The 16,369-nt window shown below is 65.7% G+C and carries 12 protein-coding genes and 4 tRNA genes; 8 read left to right on the plus strand and 8 right to left on the minus strand.

The window, feature by feature from the left end:
• Positions 1–100: 100 nt before the first annotated feature.
• On the minus strand, positions 101–1,510 hold the full coding sequence (rimK, locus tag ACXYMN_RS11265) for a 30S ribosomal protein S6--L-glutamate ligase (RefSeq protein ID WP_459013734.1): 1,410 nt from the start codon (positions 1,508–1,510) through the stop codon (positions 101–103).
• 153 nt (positions 1,511–1,663) lie between these two features.
• Here rimK and tgt point away from each other — a divergent pair, with 153 nt between their 5' ends.
• The 4 genes from tgt to lon all read left to right on the plus strand — a co-directional run bounded on the left by tgt (position 1,664) and on the right by lon (position 7,339).
• A complete protein-coding gene (gene tgt, locus ACXYMN_RS11270; protein ID WP_459013735.1) occupies positions 1,664–2,791 on the plus strand; it encodes a tRNA guanosine(34) transglycosylase Tgt in 1,128 nt (375 codons plus the stop codon).
• Positions 2,792–3,029: 238 nt separating this feature from the next.
• A complete protein-coding gene (locus ACXYMN_RS11275) occupies positions 3,030–3,323 on the plus strand; it encodes a glucose-6-phosphate isomerase (RefSeq protein WP_459013736.1) in 294 nt (97 codons plus the stop codon).
• A gap of 184 nt (positions 3,324–3,507) precedes the next feature.
• The gene (locus ACXYMN_RS11280) at positions 3,508–4,623 is read left to right on the plus strand and encodes an alkene reductase (protein ID WP_459013737.1); all 1,116 of its coding nucleotides are present in this window, start codon (positions 3,508–3,510) and stop codon (positions 4,621–4,623) included.
• Positions 4,624–4,930: 307 nt separating this feature from the next.
• Positions 4,931–7,339 (plus strand): endopeptidase La, encoded by a 2,409-nt coding sequence (gene lon, locus ACXYMN_RS11285; RefSeq protein WP_459013738.1) that lies wholly within the window; start codon positions 4,931–4,933, stop codon positions 7,337–7,339.
• A 109-nt stretch (positions 7,340–7,448) separates the two neighbouring features.
• Here the strand turns inward: lon and ACXYMN_RS11290 are convergent, their stop codons facing one another.
• Entirely contained in the window at positions 7,449–7,907 is a 459-nt protein-coding gene (locus tag ACXYMN_RS11290; protein ID WP_459013739.1) for a tail fiber domain-containing protein, read from the minus strand.
• Positions 7,908–8,142: 235 nt separating this feature from the next.
• On the opposite strand from ACXYMN_RS11290, the gene ACXYMN_RS11295 reads away from it, so the two are divergent.
• The 3 genes from ACXYMN_RS11295 (at position 8,143) to ACXYMN_RS11305 (ending at position 8,964) form a co-directional block, all read left to right on the plus strand.
• Positions 8,143–8,607: an HU family DNA-binding protein gene (locus tag ACXYMN_RS11295; protein WP_459013740.1), complete on the plus strand. Its 465-nt coding sequence runs from the start codon at positions 8,143–8,145 to the stop codon at positions 8,605–8,607.
• Positions 8,608–8,625: 18 nt separating this feature from the next.
• Positions 8,626–8,700 (plus strand) — tRNA-Val (locus tag ACXYMN_RS11300).
• 188 nt (positions 8,701–8,888) lie between these two features.
• Positions 8,889–8,964 (plus strand) — tRNA-Val (locus ACXYMN_RS11305).
• Positions 8,965–8,982: 18 nt separating this feature from the next.
• Here the strand turns inward: ACXYMN_RS11305 and ACXYMN_RS11310 are convergent.
• The 6 genes from ACXYMN_RS11310 to ACXYMN_RS11335 form a co-directional block, all read right to left on the minus strand.
• Entirely contained in the window at positions 8,983–10,056 is a 1,074-nt protein-coding gene (locus tag ACXYMN_RS11310) for a lipocalin-like domain-containing protein (RefSeq protein WP_459013741.1), read from the minus strand.
• Entirely contained in the window at positions 10,046–12,442 is a 2,397-nt protein-coding gene (locus ACXYMN_RS11315) for an ABC transporter permease (protein WP_459013819.1), read from the minus strand. The genes ACXYMN_RS11310 and ACXYMN_RS11315 overlap by 11 nt, the downstream gene beginning before the upstream one ends.
• Positions 12,442–13,095 carry an ABC transporter ATP-binding protein gene (locus ACXYMN_RS11320; RefSeq protein ID WP_459013742.1) on the minus strand — a complete coding sequence of 218 codons (654 nt, stop codon included), beginning with the start codon at positions 13,093–13,095 and terminating at the stop codon, positions 12,442–12,444. The genes ACXYMN_RS11315 and ACXYMN_RS11320 overlap by 1 nt, the downstream gene beginning before the upstream one ends.
• A gap of 209 nt (positions 13,096–13,304) precedes the next feature.
• A tRNA-Asp gene (locus ACXYMN_RS11325) sits at positions 13,305–13,381 on the minus strand.
• 35 nt (positions 13,382–13,416) lie between these two features.
• A tRNA-Asp gene (locus ACXYMN_RS11330) sits at positions 13,417–13,493 on the minus strand.
• Positions 13,494–13,853: 360 nt separating this feature from the next.
• On the minus strand, positions 13,854–14,423 hold the full coding sequence (locus tag ACXYMN_RS11335) for a YcbK family protein (protein WP_459013743.1): 570 nt from the start codon (positions 14,421–14,423) through the stop codon (positions 13,854–13,856).
• A 332-nt stretch (positions 14,424–14,755) separates the two neighbouring features.
• Between ACXYMN_RS11335 and ACXYMN_RS11340 the strand changes: the two genes are divergently transcribed.
• Complete coding sequence (locus tag ACXYMN_RS11340) at positions 14,756–16,369, plus strand: L,D-transpeptidase family protein (protein ID WP_459013744.1); 1,614 nt, start codon at positions 14,756–14,758, stop codon at positions 16,367–16,369.

The following is a 16,369-nucleotide window of genomic DNA, read 5'->3' on the forward strand; positions in this document are numbered from 1 at the left end:
CGCACATCGCTCGGGCGGCCCGCCCGATGCGGCGGTTTGCCATCTGAGACACCGCGTCCGGTGAAGGATGTCTTGCCAGCGGGCGGCACCTGCGTCCGCGCTATCCCAGAAACTTGCGCTTGCGCACCGGGGCCGGGCGCACCCGTTCCTCGATATGATCGTAAAGCCGCCCCGCGATGTTCTTCTTGGTCGCAGCCTCGATCCCCTCGAGCCCCGGCGAGGAATTGACTTCCAGCACCTTCGGGCCGCTTTCGGATCGCAACAGATCGACGCCCGCAAGGTTCAGCCGGAACGCCTTGGCGGCCCGCAAGGCGGTCTCGCGCTCTTCCTTGGTGATCCGCACCACCTGCGCCGATCCGCCCCGGTGCAGGTTCGACCGGAAATCGCCCTCCGCCCCGGTGCGCTTCATGGCGGCGATAACCTTGCCGCCGACCACCAGACAGCGGATATCCTCGCCCGCCGCCTCCTTGACGAAATCCTGCACCAGAAAATTCGCCCGCAGACCGCGGAAGGCGTCGATCACCGAGGATGCCGCCTTCTTGGTCTCGGCCAGCACCACGCCCTTGCCTTGCGTCGATTCCAGCAGCTTCACGATCAGCGGCGCGGTGCCCACCAGCCGCATCAGGCTGTCGGTATCCTTGGGGCTGGCGGCGAAGGCGGTGTTGGGCATGCCGATCTTGTGGCGCGCCATCAACTGATGCGCATACAGTTTGTCGCGCGACGCGGTGATGCCTTCCGAGCCGTTGACGCAGAAGGTACCGATGGTCTCGAACTGCCGGATGACAGCGGTGCCATAGGCCGTGATCGAGGCCCCGATGCGGGGAATGATCGCGTCGTAGCGCGGCAGCCGCTTGCCGTCGCAATGCACTTCCGGCGCCATGGCGTTGATGGCCATGTAACAGCGCGTGGTGTCGATGACCTCGACCGTGTGGCCGCGCGCCTCGCCTTCCTCGACCAGCCGCCGGGTCGAATAGTTGTTTTCGCGGCTCAGCACCGCGATGCGCAGGGCCCGCTTGGGGGCCGCGCTGCGCACCTTGGTCGAGGCGTAGATGTCGTAGGACAGTTCCGGCTGCAAGAAGCGGTCGGTGGCGACGATGGCGATATGATCCTTCAACGCCTCGCGCCCCAGCAGCATCCGGCTGGCCATGCCGCCCCTGTTGGTCAGCGTCATCTCGATCGGCCAGCGTTCGCCGCCGACCTCGATCGAGGTGCCGATGACATAGCGGCTTTCGCCCTCGCCATTGGACGAGGTGACGACGCGGCGGTCGACGATCTCGGCCGAGCAGGGGATCACCAGATCGTCGCGCTCGGGCACGGGGTGCACCATGAAGCGCACGCGCGGCTTGGTGGCCGTTCCGAAGGTCTCGATATCGGATGCATGCAGCGCCGAGGTCCGCGCACCGGTATCGACCTTGGCGCGCATCGCCGGCAGCCCGAGATCTGGCAGCGCCACCCATTCTTCCCAGCCAAAGCGGATGAGGTCGGCGGCAACGTCGGTCTCGTCGGTCATGCGGGTGTCCTTGTGCATTCGCTGAGATGGCAGCGTCGGCAGCCCTATCAGTCCCGAAACTCCGCGACCAGAGCACATGGTGCCGGGCGGCCCCTACGGCAGGCGCGGCATGACACCTTGCGAGTGCAGGCGTTCCGGGGCATTCCGGCGGGCATGACAGTCTTTTCCTTTACCCTCGACGCCACCTCGGGCGGTGCCCGAACCGGTCGTATCGACACACCGCGCGGGACCATCCGCACGCCTGCCTTCATGCCGGTGGGCACGGCGGCGACGGTCAAGGCGATGCTGCCCGAAAGCGTGGCGGCGACCGGCGCGGACATCCTGCTGGGCAATACCTATCATCTGATGCTGCGCCCCGGCGCAGAGCGGGTCGCGCGACTGGGCGGGCTGCACCGCTTCATGAACTGGGCGGGGCCGATCCTCACCGATTCGGGCGGCTTTCAGGTGATGTCGCTGGCGGGGCTGCGCAAGCTGACCGAACAGGGCGTCACCTTCCAGAGCCATATCGACGGCTCCCGGCACGAACTTAGCCCCGAACGCTCGATGGAAATCCAGCGGCTTCTGGGCTCTGACATCGTGATGGCGTTTGACGAATGCCCGGCATTGCCCGCTGACCGCGACCGCATCGCTGACAGCATGGCGCTGTCGATGCGCTGGGCCCAGCGGTCCCGCGACGCCTTCGGCGACAGGCCGGGGCACGCGCTGTTCGGCATCCAGCAGGGCGGGTTGGAACGCGACCTGCGCGAAGAAAGCGCCAAGGCCCTGACCGGCATCGGCTTTGACGGCTACGCCATTGGCGGACTGGCGGTGGGCGAGGGGCAGGAAGCGATGTTCGGCTGCCTCGACTATGCGCCCGACATGCTGCCGGTGGACAAGCCGCGCTATCTCATGGGGGTCGGCAAGCCCGATGACATCGTCGGCGCGGTCAAGCGCGGCATCGACATGATGGACTGCGTGCTGCCATCGCGGTCGGGCCGGACCGGGCAGGCCTGGACCCGGCGCGGGCAGGTCAACATCAAGAACGCGCGCCATCAGGACGATCCGCGCCCGCTGGATGAAGACTGCGGCTGTCCTGCCTGCCGTGGCTACAGCCGCGCCTATCTGCACCACGTCTACCGGTCGGGCGAGATGATCGCGGGCATGCTGCTGACCTGGCACAACCTGCACTATTACCAGGCCCTGATGCAGGACATGCGCGACGCCATCGCAGCGGATGCATTCGCGGCCTTCGAGGCCCGGTTCCACGCCGCCCGTGCCGAGGGCGACATCGCGCCGCTCTGATCCGGGGTCGTCCGACCCGGCCCCGCCTGTGAATGTCGGTGCCGACCGTTGGCGGGCCGCCCGGGGAATCGCGCGCCTTGCCGACCGGCGCACACGGAATATTGGCGGGAACAGGCAATTTTTTGCCGGTTTGCCCCGAATTTTCCGGTCGTTATCTGATATCACGCAACTGACATGGCTTGTCATGCGTTAGAATTGGTATCTGTAGGTTCAAACGAATGACAAAAGGATGTCTGTCATGAGAAAGTCGATTATCGCCACGTTGGTCGTGGGCAGTGCAGTGCTTGCGGGTTGCGGCAACATGAGCCAGGACCAGCGTTATGCCACCGGCGCGCTGGTGGGTGGTGCCGCGGGCCTCGCCGCTGCGGATGCCAGCGACAAAAGCGGCACGGCACGCGCCGTGGCGACACTGGCCGGTGCTGCCGCCGGTGCGACCATCGCAGCCAACACCGGAAACGCGCAGCAGCAGCCGCGCACGGTCAGCTGCGTCTATCCCGATGGCAGACCGGCACCTTGCCCGCCGAGCTACTGAGCCTAAGCGGGGTCCTACCGACCATCGTTCAGGCCAAGGCACCGCGTCACCGCGCGGTGCCTTTTTCGTGCCGGGGACCGACGCAAGCCGCATAACGGTGCGCAAATGCACAGATGGTCTCAGGGAACATCTGGCGTTCCGGGCGCTTGGGTGTGCAACAGATCACCACGACACCGGAGGCTACATGCCACAGGAAACGCTTTTCACGCCGCTCGACGCCGGGGCCATCGCGCTCAGGAACCGCGTCGTGCTTGCGCCGTTGACCCGCAATCGCGCCAGAAACGACGATGACGCGCCGATGGACATGCACGTCAAGTACTATACCCAGCGGGCCGCCGACGCCGGTCTGCTCATCACCGAGGCGTCGCAGATCAGCCCCGAGGGCAAGGGCTATGCCTGGACGCCCGGTATCCATTCCGACGCTCAGGTCGCGGCCTGGAAGCGGGTGACCGACGCGGTGCACGATGCGGGCGGCAAGATCGTCATCCAGCTGTGGCACGTCGGGCGCATCTCGCACACGTCGCTGCAACCGGATGGCCAGAAGCCCGTCGCCCCCTCGGCGATCCGCGCAGATGCGCCGACCTTCGACGGCACGCAGATGGTCGACGTCTCCGAACCCCGCGCGCTTCGGACAGATGAGTTGCCGCGCATCGTCGCCGACTTCCGCCGGGGTGCCGAGAACGCCAGGGCGGCCGGTTTCGACGGCGTCGAGGTGCACGCGGCCAACGGCTATCTGCTGGACCAGTTCCTGAAGGATGGTCCGAACCATCGCGACGACGCCTATGGCGGATCGCGGGAAAACCGCGCGCGGCTGCTGTTCGAGGTGCTCGACGCGGTCGAACAGGTCTGGGGCGCGGACAGGGTCGGGGTGCGCCTGTCGCCGTTCTCGGGCGCGAACGACGCCACAGACAGCGACCCCGCAGCCCTGGCGGCCTATCTGGTCGACCGGCTCGCCCCGCGTGGCCTGGCCTATCTGCACATGATCGAGGGCCAGACCGGCGGTCCGCGCGACTGGCCCGACGCGGTCGACATGACCGCGCTCAAGCGGCGCTATGGCGGGGTCTGGATGGCCAATAACGGCTATGACCGCGACCTGGCCATCGCCCGGGTCGGCGCGGGCGACGCCGACCTCGTGGCCTTCGGCAAGCCCTATATTTCGAACCCGGACCTGGCCAAGCGCCTGGAGCTTGGGGCGGACCTGGCCGAGGCCGATCCCGACACCTTCTATGGCGGTGGCGAAGCGGGCTACACCGACTATCCCTTCCTCGAGGAAGCGGTGATCGACAAGAAGATCGCCTGAACCGGCGGTCAGACCTCACCACATGCGGGGCCCGGCCGCGATGCCGGGCCTTGCGATGCGCGCGTTGCACTGCCCGTTCCCCATCCGACCGCCTGGCATCACGCCCGTTTGACCGCGCCGCGCGGAAAATCCCATGCTCCGGTCCGGGCACCTTGCACCTGTCCGCCCCGCGGGCCATGCTGCCGCCAACGGGCGATCATGGCTTGAAACGGGGCCACTGCTGCCCCACTTACATACTCCAAACGGGGACGGACATGGCTGCCGAAGATCGGGGCCGCGACCGTTCTGCCAGAATCAAGGAATGAGCATGCAACAGCCTCTCAACACATCGTACCCGGTGCTGCCGCTGCGTGACATCGTGGTCTTCCCGCACATGATCGTGCCGCTTTTCGTGGGCCGCGAAAAATCGGTGCGCGCGCTGGAAGAGGTGATGAACGACGACAAGCAGATCCTGCTTGTCAGCCAGATGGACGCCGCCGATGACGACCCCGAAGCGGATCGCATCTTCAAGGCAGGCGTGCTGGCCAATGTCCTGCAACTGCTGAAACTTCCCGACGGCACCGTCAAGGTGTTGGTCGAGGGGCAGGCGCGGGTGCGGATCGACCATTTCACCGACAACGCGGATTTCTTCGAGGCATCGGCGGAGTACCTGACCGAAATGCCGGGCGACGAGACCGCGATCGAGGCGCTGGTGCGCACCGTCGCGGACGAATTCGAACGCTACGCCAAGATCAAGAAAAACATCCCCGAAGAGGCGCTGTCGGCGGTGTCGGAAACCGACGAGCCCGCCAAGCTTGCCGATCTGGTGGCCGGTCACCTGGGCATCGAGGTGCACCAGAAGCAGGAACTGCTGGAAACGCTGTCGATCTCGGAGCGGCTTGAAAAGGTCTATGGCCACATGCAGGGCGAAATGTCGGTCCTGCAGGTCGAGAAGAAGATCAAGACGCGCGTGAAATCCCAGATGGAGCGGACCCAGCGCGAATACTATCTGAATGAGCAGATGAAGGCCATTCAGAAGGAACTGGGCGACGGCGAGGACGGCCAGAACGAAGTGGCCGAGCTGGAAAAGCGCGTCGCGGAGACGAAGCTGTCGAAAGAGGCCCGCGAAAAGGCCGAAGGCGAGATCAAGAAGCTCAAGAACATGAGCCCGATGTCGGCGGAAGCCACCGTGGTGCGCAACTACCTCGACTGGATGCTGTCGATCCCGTGGGGCGTGAAGTCGCGCGTCAAGAAGGACCTGGGCCGCGCCCAGAAGGTGCTCGACGACGACCACTACAGCCTCGAAAAGGTCAAGGAACGCATCGTCGAATACCTCGCGGTGCAGCAGCGCTCGAAAAAGCTCAAGGGGCCGATCATGTGCCTTGTCGGGCCTCCGGGCGTCGGCAAGACATCTCTCGGCAAATCGGTCGCCAAGGCCACGGGGCGCGAATTCATCCGCATCTCGCTGGGCGGCGTGCGCGACGAGAGCGAGATCCGCGGCCACCGCCGGACCTATATCGGCTCCATGCCCGGCAAGATCATCCAGGCGTTGAAAAAGGCCAAGACCACGAACCCGCTCATCCTGCTCGACGAGATCGACAAGATGGGGCAGGACTTCCGTGGCGATCCGGCCTCGGCGATGCTGGAAGTGCTCGATCCGGAACAGAACGCGACCTTCGTGGACCACTACCTCGAGGTGGAATACGATCTGTCCAACGTGATGTTCCTGACCACGGCGAACTCCTACAACATGCCCAGCCCGCTGCTGGACCGGATGGAAATCATTCCGCTGGCGGGCTACACCGAAGACGAGAAGGCCGAGATCGCCAAGCGCCACCTGATCGCCAAGCAGGTCAAGAACCACGGCCTGAAAAAGGGCGAGTTCGAGATCACCGACGAGGCGCTGACCGACATCATCCGCTACTACACCCGCGAAGCGGGCGTGCGGAACCTTGAGCGCGAACTGGCCAAGCTCGCGCGCAAGGCGGTCACCACCATCGTGCGCAAGAAGGCGGACAAGGTCGTGGTGACGTCGGACAACCTGGCGGATTACCTGGGCGTGCGGCGGCACAAGTACGGTCTGGCCGAGGAAGAGAACGCCGTCGGCGTGGTCACCGGTCTTGCCTATACGTCGGTCGGCGGCGATCTGCTGCAGATCGAGGCGCTGCGCCTGCCGGGCAAGGGCCGGATGAAGACCACCGGCACGCTGGGCGACGTGATGAAGGAATCCATCGACGCGGCGTCAAGCTACGTGCGCTCGATCTCGCCGCAGATCGGGGTCAAGCCGCCGCGCTTCGAGCGGATGGATATCCACGTCCACGTCCCCGAAGGCGCCACGCCCAAGGACGGCCCCTCGGCGGGTCTGGCGATGGTGACCTCGATCGTGTCGGTGCTGACCGGCATTCCGGTGCGCCGCGATATCGCCATGACCGGCGAAGTGACGCTGCGCGGCAACGCGCTGCCCATCGGCGGCCTGAAGGAGAAGCTGCTTGCCGCCCTGCGCGGCGGGATCACCACGGTGTTCATCCCCAAGGACAACGAAAAGGACCTGATCGACATGCCCGAGAACGTGACCTCCGGGCTCAAGATCATTCCTGTCAGCCACGTCTCGGAAGTGCTCGAACAGGCGCTGGTGCGCAAGCCGGAGCCGATCGAATGGGACGAGGAAGCCGAAGAGGCCGCCGCCCAGGCGCTGGCGAGGCAAAAGTCGAACGACTCCAGTCCGATCGCGCATTGATCGCCGGCTGATCACCGACCGATCGCACCGGTCCGACCTTTCAGAAGCGCCGCGGGTGATGCCCGCGGCGCTTTTTGTCCGGCGGTCTTGCGTCGCGCGTCTTCCTGGGTCAGTTCACCAGACGCAGGCGCACGTCAATCATGTCGTAATTGACCGTCAGAAGGTTCATGTCACCGCGACCGACCGCGGCGGGGCGTACCCGTGCCACGTCTTGCGCAATGGCCCCTTGGACGACCTGCGGATGCCCGATATACCGGTACTGGAAGATCCCTATACCCGAGGGCGAGGTGCCGACGCGCTTGATATCGGTCTTCAGGCGTTCGTCGCTCATGGTCACGCCATGGTAATAGTGATCGCCCCCGCTACCCGAGGCCGCCACGGCAATGATGATCAAAATCGTCATCAACGCGATAACCCCCCAAGTCGCCGAGGATTCCTGATTGCTTTGGGTCGAGATTGTCGCCTGTCGCACGGTGTCGCGCGACATGACCGGTGCCGCGGATGCCTGCAACACCGACGTCGCCGCCAGCGTCAGAGACAGCGCGGTTGTCATCAAGAGTTTCTTCATAATAACGCCCCCCTAAAATCGAAAAACACGGCCCCTGCGGAAACCACGGGGGCGACTCCACGTCCGGATCGACTCTCCGGATGACGACAATTTAACATAATTCCAATGAATCCGGAAATTCGGCGGCGATCCTGGCGGGGGCAGGGGTTTTCGTTTTGGGATTTGCCGTTGGTCTGATACCGTCCCGACACCAAGAAAGAGGCCGATACGGCCCAGAGCAGACAGGACACAGGCCATGACCACAGCGAAAAAGCCCACCCGGCATGCGGCCACGAAGACCGGCGCGAAGACCGCTTCCGCGCCGAAGCATTCCGCGCCCGCACCCGCGCCGACTTCCGCGCCCGTGGCAGCGCCGCAGCCGGTCGGCAGCGCGCTTGACACAGCCGTCGCCGCGACGCTCGACCCGAAGATCCTGCCGCCGTCGATGCAGCCCGAGCTGAAAAAGCGCGAATTGATCGACAAGGTTGTCCGTGTCAGCGGCGTCAAGAAGCGCGACGTAAAACCCGCCATCGAGGCGGCACTCGAAATTCTCGGGGCCGCGCTGGCGGAAGGCCGCGAACTGAACGTGAAACCCTTCGGCAAGATGAAGGTCCAGCGCGTCCGCGACACCGGCAACGGGCTGGTTCTGGTCACCAAGGTGCGCCAGCCGAACGAGACCGAGAAGGCCGCGCCCGACCCCCTTGCACAGGCAGCAGAGTAGGGCTAAAGACCCGCCACCGGGTGATTAGCTCAGTGGTAGAGCGCTTCGTTCACATCGAAGATGTCAGGAGTTCGAATCTCTTATCACCCACCAGAATTCCCGCAAGGCGCGCCCGGATCGAGGCGCGCCTTGTCGTTTTGGCCAATGTGGTCTTCGGGGGGTGTCGGGAGGGCGCTGGCGCCTCGGGGCCGGGGCGCTGTCCGATCCGGCGCAGATGCGGGCCAAAAGCGCGCGAAAGCCGCTTGATCGCGGACCGGGCCCGCATTAAAAGCCCATTCGACGGGTGATTAGCTCAGTTGGTAGAGCGCTTCGTTTACACCGAAGATGTCGGGAGTTCGAGCCTCTCATCACCCACCACTCCCCCAACTGTGCGCGTCACTCTCCGGTCTCTGGATACCCGGTCATTTCCAGATAGCCGCGTCCGGGATGGCTGCCCGCGATCCGCACCGGGCCCTCCCAATAGGGAAACAGCGTGTCCATCCAGGCCTGCGCATTCAGCGGCTCGGTGGTCACCGAAAGCCCCTCGGCGGGCAGTTGGACGCGCCAGCGCACCGGAATGTCCCGCCCTGCCACCCGGGCCCGCTCCAATGGTTCGAGGATCAGCGCGCCGTCGCCGTAGGGCCGCGTCGTACCGTCGGCGGCGATCCAGGTGGCAGAGGTGAAATGACCGCCATCGGCAGAGCGCAGCCCGAACCCCATCAGTTTCGCGCCATCGTCAAAATTGAGCGAGAACCAGTCCCATCCGGTCTGCGTGTCGGCCAGCGGTTGCGACGACCATTCCCGGTCCAGCCATGCGTTGCCGGTCACCGCCACATCGCCGTCGGGCAGCGACAATTGCCCCGCAACCTCATAGAACGGCTGCGAATAATAGTAACTCGCCTGGTCTTCCGGTGACTTCACCGAATAGCCCCGGTCGCCCTGCAGGACCAGCGGTCCGGTTGCCGTAAGTGCCAGATCATAGGCAAAATCGTCGCCCCGCGCCCGAAGTCGCACCGACGACAGCGGATCGGCCCCGTCCACGGCGCGTGACAGCAGCGACCAGTCGTCGATATAGGCCTCGAACGGGGTGTCGAGCCCGGCCTGCCCGGTGCCGCCGCGCCCCAGCCGTTCGGCCACTCGATGCCCATCCGCCGAGGTCAGCGCGGCATGCCCCATCCACAGCTGCTCGGCCTGCCAGCCCGCCCCGGTGGGGGCCCCGGGCCGCCGGGCAGAGCGAAACAGCGTCCATTGCACGCCGTATTCCGTGCCGTCCGCGTCTTCGAGATTGGCCGTCAGATACCACCACTCGATGCGGAAGTCCGGATGCGCGAAGTGATCCTCGGGGAAGGTCAGGCCGATGCCCGGGGCAGGCACCGCATAGCCATCCGCCGCGACGCCGAGTCCGGCAAAGCCCTGGCCACACGCGGGACCGGCGAGGCACAGAAGGCACAGGATGGCTCTAGCGATCATTGGCAAACACCCTGAGAAGCTGCGCGGGCGGCAGCCGCGTGAGGCGGATCACCGGCCAGACGCAGGCCAGCGTTGCCGCCACCAATGCCGCCAGTGCCAGCCAGACCCACTGCGCCGGAAACAGCTGCATAGGCAGCCGCCATCCGAAGGCCTCGACATTGACCACCGCCAGCAGCACCCAGGCAAGGCACAGCCCCACCGGCACCGCCAGCGCCCACGTAAGCAGCGCCAGAAGTGCTGTGCGCGCCACCTCCAGCGCCCCGAGCCGGGCGGGCGTCAGACCCAGCGCCCAGATCGGGGCGAGCTGCGGCAGGCGCAGGCCGGACAGCGTCAGCAGGCTTGTCAGCATGGCAAACCCCGCCACCCCCAGCGTCAGCACATTGAGCGCGCCCGACACCAGGAAGGTCTGTTCGAAGATGCGCAGCGACAGCGCCTTGATCTGCGCCTGATCGACGACATTTCCAGGCGGCAGGTCAAAGCGCGCGCGCAGCGTCTCGACCATCGCGGGCGCGGCGTCCTCGGTCAGGCGCAGGGCGAAGCGCAGGCGCGGGCGCCCGGGAAACGCCGCATCGAGCGCGTCGATCCCGGCGATCACCTGCCCCGACGGATTGCCGTAGTCGGAATAGACCCCGGCGATCGGCAGCGACCAGTCCGGGGTGATCGCGATCACATCTTCAAGACGCAGGTCTTCGCGCCGGAAAAGCTGTTCGTTGACCAGCACCGCTTGCCCCTGTGCCAGCCGGTCCCAGACATCGGGGGTCGCGCGCAGCAACGGCCAGTTGTCGCGGTAGGTGGCGTGATCGACCACCCCGAAGACCTCTGCCGGTTGTCCGGCCACGGTCGCGTTGACCGACCAGATCGGCAGCACCGCATCGACGCGCGGGGCGACGAAGGCGCGTATCTGCTGCGCTTCGGTGGGGGTCCGCGCGGTCACGTAAAGCTCGGCGGCCAGCCGTTGGTCGAGCCAGCCCGTGAAGGTCGTGCGGAACGAGCCGACCATGGTGCCGACCCCGATATTGGCCGACAGCGCCAGCAACAGCGCCATCAGCGCCAGCGACAGGGCCGGGACCTGCTGGCGCGCATCGGCCAGAAGCCACTCCGCGACCGGACCTTTCGCCAGCGGCGTCAATGCGCGCAGGGCCGCGATCAGCAGGGGCGGCAAGGCCAGCGCCGCACCGATCAGCAGCGCCGCAAGACCGGCAAAGGCCAGCACCAGCCCCTGACCGGCCACCGCCAGCACCGCGCTCGCCGCGAGCAACAGGACCGCGACCCCCGCCTGACCCCGCAGGGTCGCCGCGTTGGCCATGGCCCAGGCGCGCGGACGGGCCGGCGCCAGAAGCGGCATCCGCGCCACGCGCCAAAGCGCCTGCGCCCCGGCCAGCCCGGCCCCGATCAACGCGATCGCCAGCGCCGATGCCGCCCAGAGCGGATCGAAGCTCAACTGCCCCGACACATCCGCCCCGTATAGCCCGCGCAGGGTCCCCGCGACGCCGGGCAACAGTGCGGCGGCAATGGCATAGCCCAGCACGATCCCGGCAATCCCGGCCAAGGTGGCGATCAGCGACAATTCCGCCGCCAGCAGCAGCATCAGCCGCGACAGGGGCATGCCCAATGCACGCAGCGTGCGAAAGGTGGCACGGCGCTGCTCGAAGGCCAGGCCGATCGCCGATTGCACGATGAACAGCCCGACCGCGAAGGACAGCAGGCCAAAGGCCGTCAGATTGAGGTGAAAACTGTCGGTCAGCCGCGACAGATCCCCCTGCGACTGGCCGTTGACCCGGGTCAGCGTGGTGGCGGTTTCGATCGGCGGCAGGCCGAACGGCTGATCGGGGGCGATCACCAGCGCCGTCAGCGTGTCGATCCCCAAGAGCCGCTGCGCCGTGGCGATATCGGTGATCGCAAGCCCCTGTTCCACCTGGCCGCTGGCGCGCCTCGGGGGCAGGGCGCTATCGCCGAGCTCGCGGGCCGTCTCGGGCGCGACCAGCAACAGCCCCGCATCGGACAGAACCGCATCCAGCGCCGTTGCGTCCCCGGCGATGGCCAGTGCGCCCAGCCCGGGCGGCGAGGTCAGCGGGTCGATCCCGCGCAGACGCAGCCGCGTGCCGCCCGGCTCGATCCGGCCCTCGATCAACGGCGTCACCTTGTAGCCCGCGCGGCGCAGGGCGACAAAATCGGCCATGCCGACGCCCTCGGGCGATACCAGCCGGTCCAGGGTGGACTGGCCCAAGGCACCCGCCGCGCGGTCGTAGCTCGCGCGCGCCTCGGCGTTGATGGCCTGAACCCCGGACCAAAGCGCGGTCGCCAGCGCCAGCCCGATCAACAGGGTGGCAAGCTGGATCGGATGCCGCCGCCAATGCGCCAGAAGCGCCGAAAGGCCGGCGCGCATCATGCGATGCGGCCCTGTTCCAGATGCAGCCGCCGGTCCATCCGCGCCGCGTGCCTCTCGGAATGGGTGACCATCAGGAAGGCCGCACCGGTTTCGCGCGCGAGCTTCAGCAGCAGATCGAGAACGCGACCCGCCGTCTCCTCATCGAGATTTCCGGTCGGCTCGTCCGCAAGCAGCAGGTCGGGCCGGTTCGCAATGGCCCGCCCGATGGCGACGCGCTGCTGCTGCCCGCCCGACAGCTCTTCGGGATAGCGGTCGAGAAAGGCCGAAAGACCCAGTCGTTCGGACAGTGCCGCCTGCCACTCCATGTCCCAGCGCCCCGAAAGCCGCGCCTGAAAGGCCAGATTCGCGCGCACGTCCAGCGATGGAATCAGGTTCAGGCTCTGGAACACCACCCCGATCCGGTCGCGGCGCATGCCCGCGCGGTCAGCCTCGCCAAGGCCGTGCAGGGGCGTGCCACCCAGCAGGATCTCGCCGCCATCGGGGGTGTCGAGGCAGCCCAGGCAGTGCAGAAGCGTGCTTTTGCCCGACCCCGATTCGCCGGTCAGCGCCACGCTTTCGCTCCCTGCCACCTCCAGTGACACGCCGCGCAGTACGGCGACCCGGCGGTTAGCGGCGGAAAAGCTCTTGCGAATGTCTCGGGCAATCAGCATCGGCGCACCTCGGTTGTGATCTCGAAGTAGGGGCAAGCGGGGGCAAGGCAAAGGGGCAACTGTGTCCGGATGGCGAGCGCTGTTGCTGCAGGTGCCGCATCGGATGCGGGCAGACGCCCGCGTTGGAGGCTCTGCCTCCAAACCTCCGGAGTATTTAGCGTCCGATCGTGAGGGGGACCGCGTGAAGCCAGTCATGTCTGGTGGGAAAATGGCGCGGTTGACGGGACTCGAACCCGCGACCCCCGGCGTGACAGGCCGGTACTCTAACCAACTGAGCTACAACCGCGCATAGACGCATGGAACCTGGGGGCGGGACAGTGGTGGCGCGGTTGACGGGACTCGAACCCGCGACCCCCGGCGTGACAGGCCGGTACTCTAACCAACTGAGCTACAACCGCTCACTGCCCGCCCGGCATCCCGGGCGTGACGCGCGTTCTATGGCTGAGCCGTGGTCCCGTCAAGCGGAATTGGCCGCTCTTTTTCCAATGCTCCTCGAATTGGCGGGAAAGTCGCGGTGCCGTATCGGCCAGCCGCGTGCACGGACGACGCTGAAATCGACAGCGTCGCAGATCGGGTGCTCTACCTCTCACGATCGGACCAAAAATACTCCGGAGGTTTGGAGGCAGAGCCTCCAACGCGGGCGTCTGCTCGCGCGCGGGTCGACGTTGCACCGCCTCGGAACGGTTTCCGCGGCCCACAAACTGAAAAAGCGCCCCGTGAGGGCGCTTTGTTCATGTCGCGGCAGCGGGGTGTCGGTCTTACCGACCCCAGCTGCGGACCGGACCGCAATCCATGTGCACGAAGTTCGACCCCGAATAGCGACCGACGCCGCCGGCCCGGCAGGCTGCCGCCGCCTTGGCCATCTGGCTGACCGAACGCGAGTTGAGCCGAAGATCCGCCGCTTCGCCGCGCAGGTGGCGCGAGTTCTTCGCCACGCCCGACGACCGCCGCCGGAGCATCGCGTTGGTTTCGGGGCTGCGATAGCCCGAGATCAGCATGTAGGGATCGCTGACATCCAGCAGGTTGTGCGACGCGGCCATGATATCGATCGTGCGCAGATCGATTCCCTTGACCTTGTTGTTGCGCCAGTCCCGCATGAAGTAATTGATTTCCTTGACGGCGTCGGCGATGTAGTCGCCGTCCACCCAGTAGATCATCTCGATCCGTTCCCCGGTCCGCCCGGAGTACATCTTGATGCGGCGAATATCACCACCGCCCCGAAGGAACCCCGCAGCGTTTGCGAAGGTTGGTGCGGCTGTGATCGTCGTCGCGGCGAAGGCTTGCAAAAGCCCACGGCGCGACATGCCGCCAAAGCGTGCTTCGTTCATCGGAAAACCTGTCCCGTTTTCTGTCCTGTAATCAGGGCCTCGTTGGGCCCGCTCTGCCATCTATCCCCAGATGCCTTAAAATTTATTGCACAAACCGAATCCATCCGAAACCCGGTCCTCGCCAGAAGTTCCCTCGGACAACAAATTTCGGCGAAATCCTGCTCAAGATGACCAAATGTGTCCGGATTGCCGCAGGTGTAACGAGATGTGTTTCCGTCAATGCGCAGGCAGGGTTAGGAAGTGTCGCGATACTTAAAAGTGAATAGACAGCGTGGAAAATCACCGCTCAGATAGGCTAAACCCTTTTGAGTGCATTTAATTTGAGGTTTTCGATGTCCGCCAGCCTTCCCAGCCTGCTGAAATCCTGCGCCGCGGCCACGGCGTTGGCTCTTGTCATGGGCACCGCGTCGACCCCCGCCACAGCCCAGGTGACCGCCTTCAAGCAGGCGGTGGCCGAGAACGTCGCCGAGCATCCCGGGCTCAACGACTTCTACCGCGCCCGCATGTTCGAGCCGGTCTGGACCGGCGCGGGGGATGTCGACCGACAGCGCCGCGCCTTCCTGCTCGATGCGATGCGCCGCGTCGTCGGGCATGGCATTCCCGCCGGTCGCCACGATGCCGACGCGCTTCTGGCCCGGCTGCGCGCGGCCGATACGCCCCGCGAACGCGGCGAGGCCGAGATCGCGATGTCGAAGGCCTACCTGCGCCTCGCCCATGACCTGCAGAGCGGCATCCTCGATCCGCGCCGGGTCTCCAGCGGCATCAAGCGCGATCCGGTGATGCGCAGTCCCGAGGACCTGCTGGCGCGGCTGATGACCGAAGAACCGCGCGCGCTGTTTCGGTCGCTGGCCCCGCAAAGCCCCGAATACATCCGCCTGATGGCGACCCGCGTGGCGCTGGAAAAGCGCCGGGCAAGCGGCGGCTGGGGCAAGCCTGTCAACGCCTCCAAGATCGAACCGGGCCAGACCGGGCAGGCGGTGGTGGACCTGCGCAACCGGCTGATCGCTATGGGCTACCTGGGCCATACCTCGACCGCGCTTTATGACAAGGCGATGGAAGCGGCGGTGCGGGAGTTTCAGCTCGATCACGGCATGGAGGTCGACGGCATCGCCGGGCCGTCAACGCTCACGGCGCTCAATGTCGACATCGACGAACGGCTGAAGTCGATCATCGTCGCGATGGAGCGCGAGCGCTGGCTGAACGTGCCCGAGGGTCTTGGCAAGCGGCATATCAAGGTCAACCTGACCGAATTCGTGGCGCGGATCTATGACGACGACAAGGTCACCTTCGAGACAAAGACGGTCATCGGCAAGAACCTCTCGACCCATCAGACGCCCGAATTTTCGGATGTGATGGAGCATATGGAGATCAATCCGAGCTGGTATGTGCCGCGCTCGATCATCGTGAACGAGTATCTGCCCGCGCTGCGGCGCAACCCCGGGGCCGCAGGGCATCTTCAGATCACCGACAGCCGGGGCCGGACGGTCAGTCGCGGCAACGGTTTTTCGCAGTATTCCGCGTCGAGCTTTCCGTTCTCGATGCGCCAGCCGCCGGGGCCGCGCAACGCCTTGGGCTTAGTGAAGTTCATGTTTCCGAACAAGTACAACATCTATTTGCACGATACCCCGGCCAAGGATCTGTTTGGCCGTGACGTCCGGGCATTTTCGCATGGCTGCGTCCGGCTCAACGATCCGCAGGAATTTGCCCATGCGCTGTTGGCGGTGCAGGTCGACGATCCGGTCGGCTACTTCAACGCCAAGCTGCGCACCGGGGTGACCCAACGGGTCAAGCTCGAGTCGCACGTGCCGGTGCATCTGATCTACCGCACCGCCTTCACCACCGTTAAGGGCAACACCCAGTACCGCGCCGATATCTACGGGCGGGACGCGCAGATCTGGCGCGCGCTTTCGGCGGCAGGGGTTTCGCTGGGCGGACTTCAAAGCTAA

Source organism: Roseivivax sp. CAU 1753 (genome assembly GCF_054482575.1).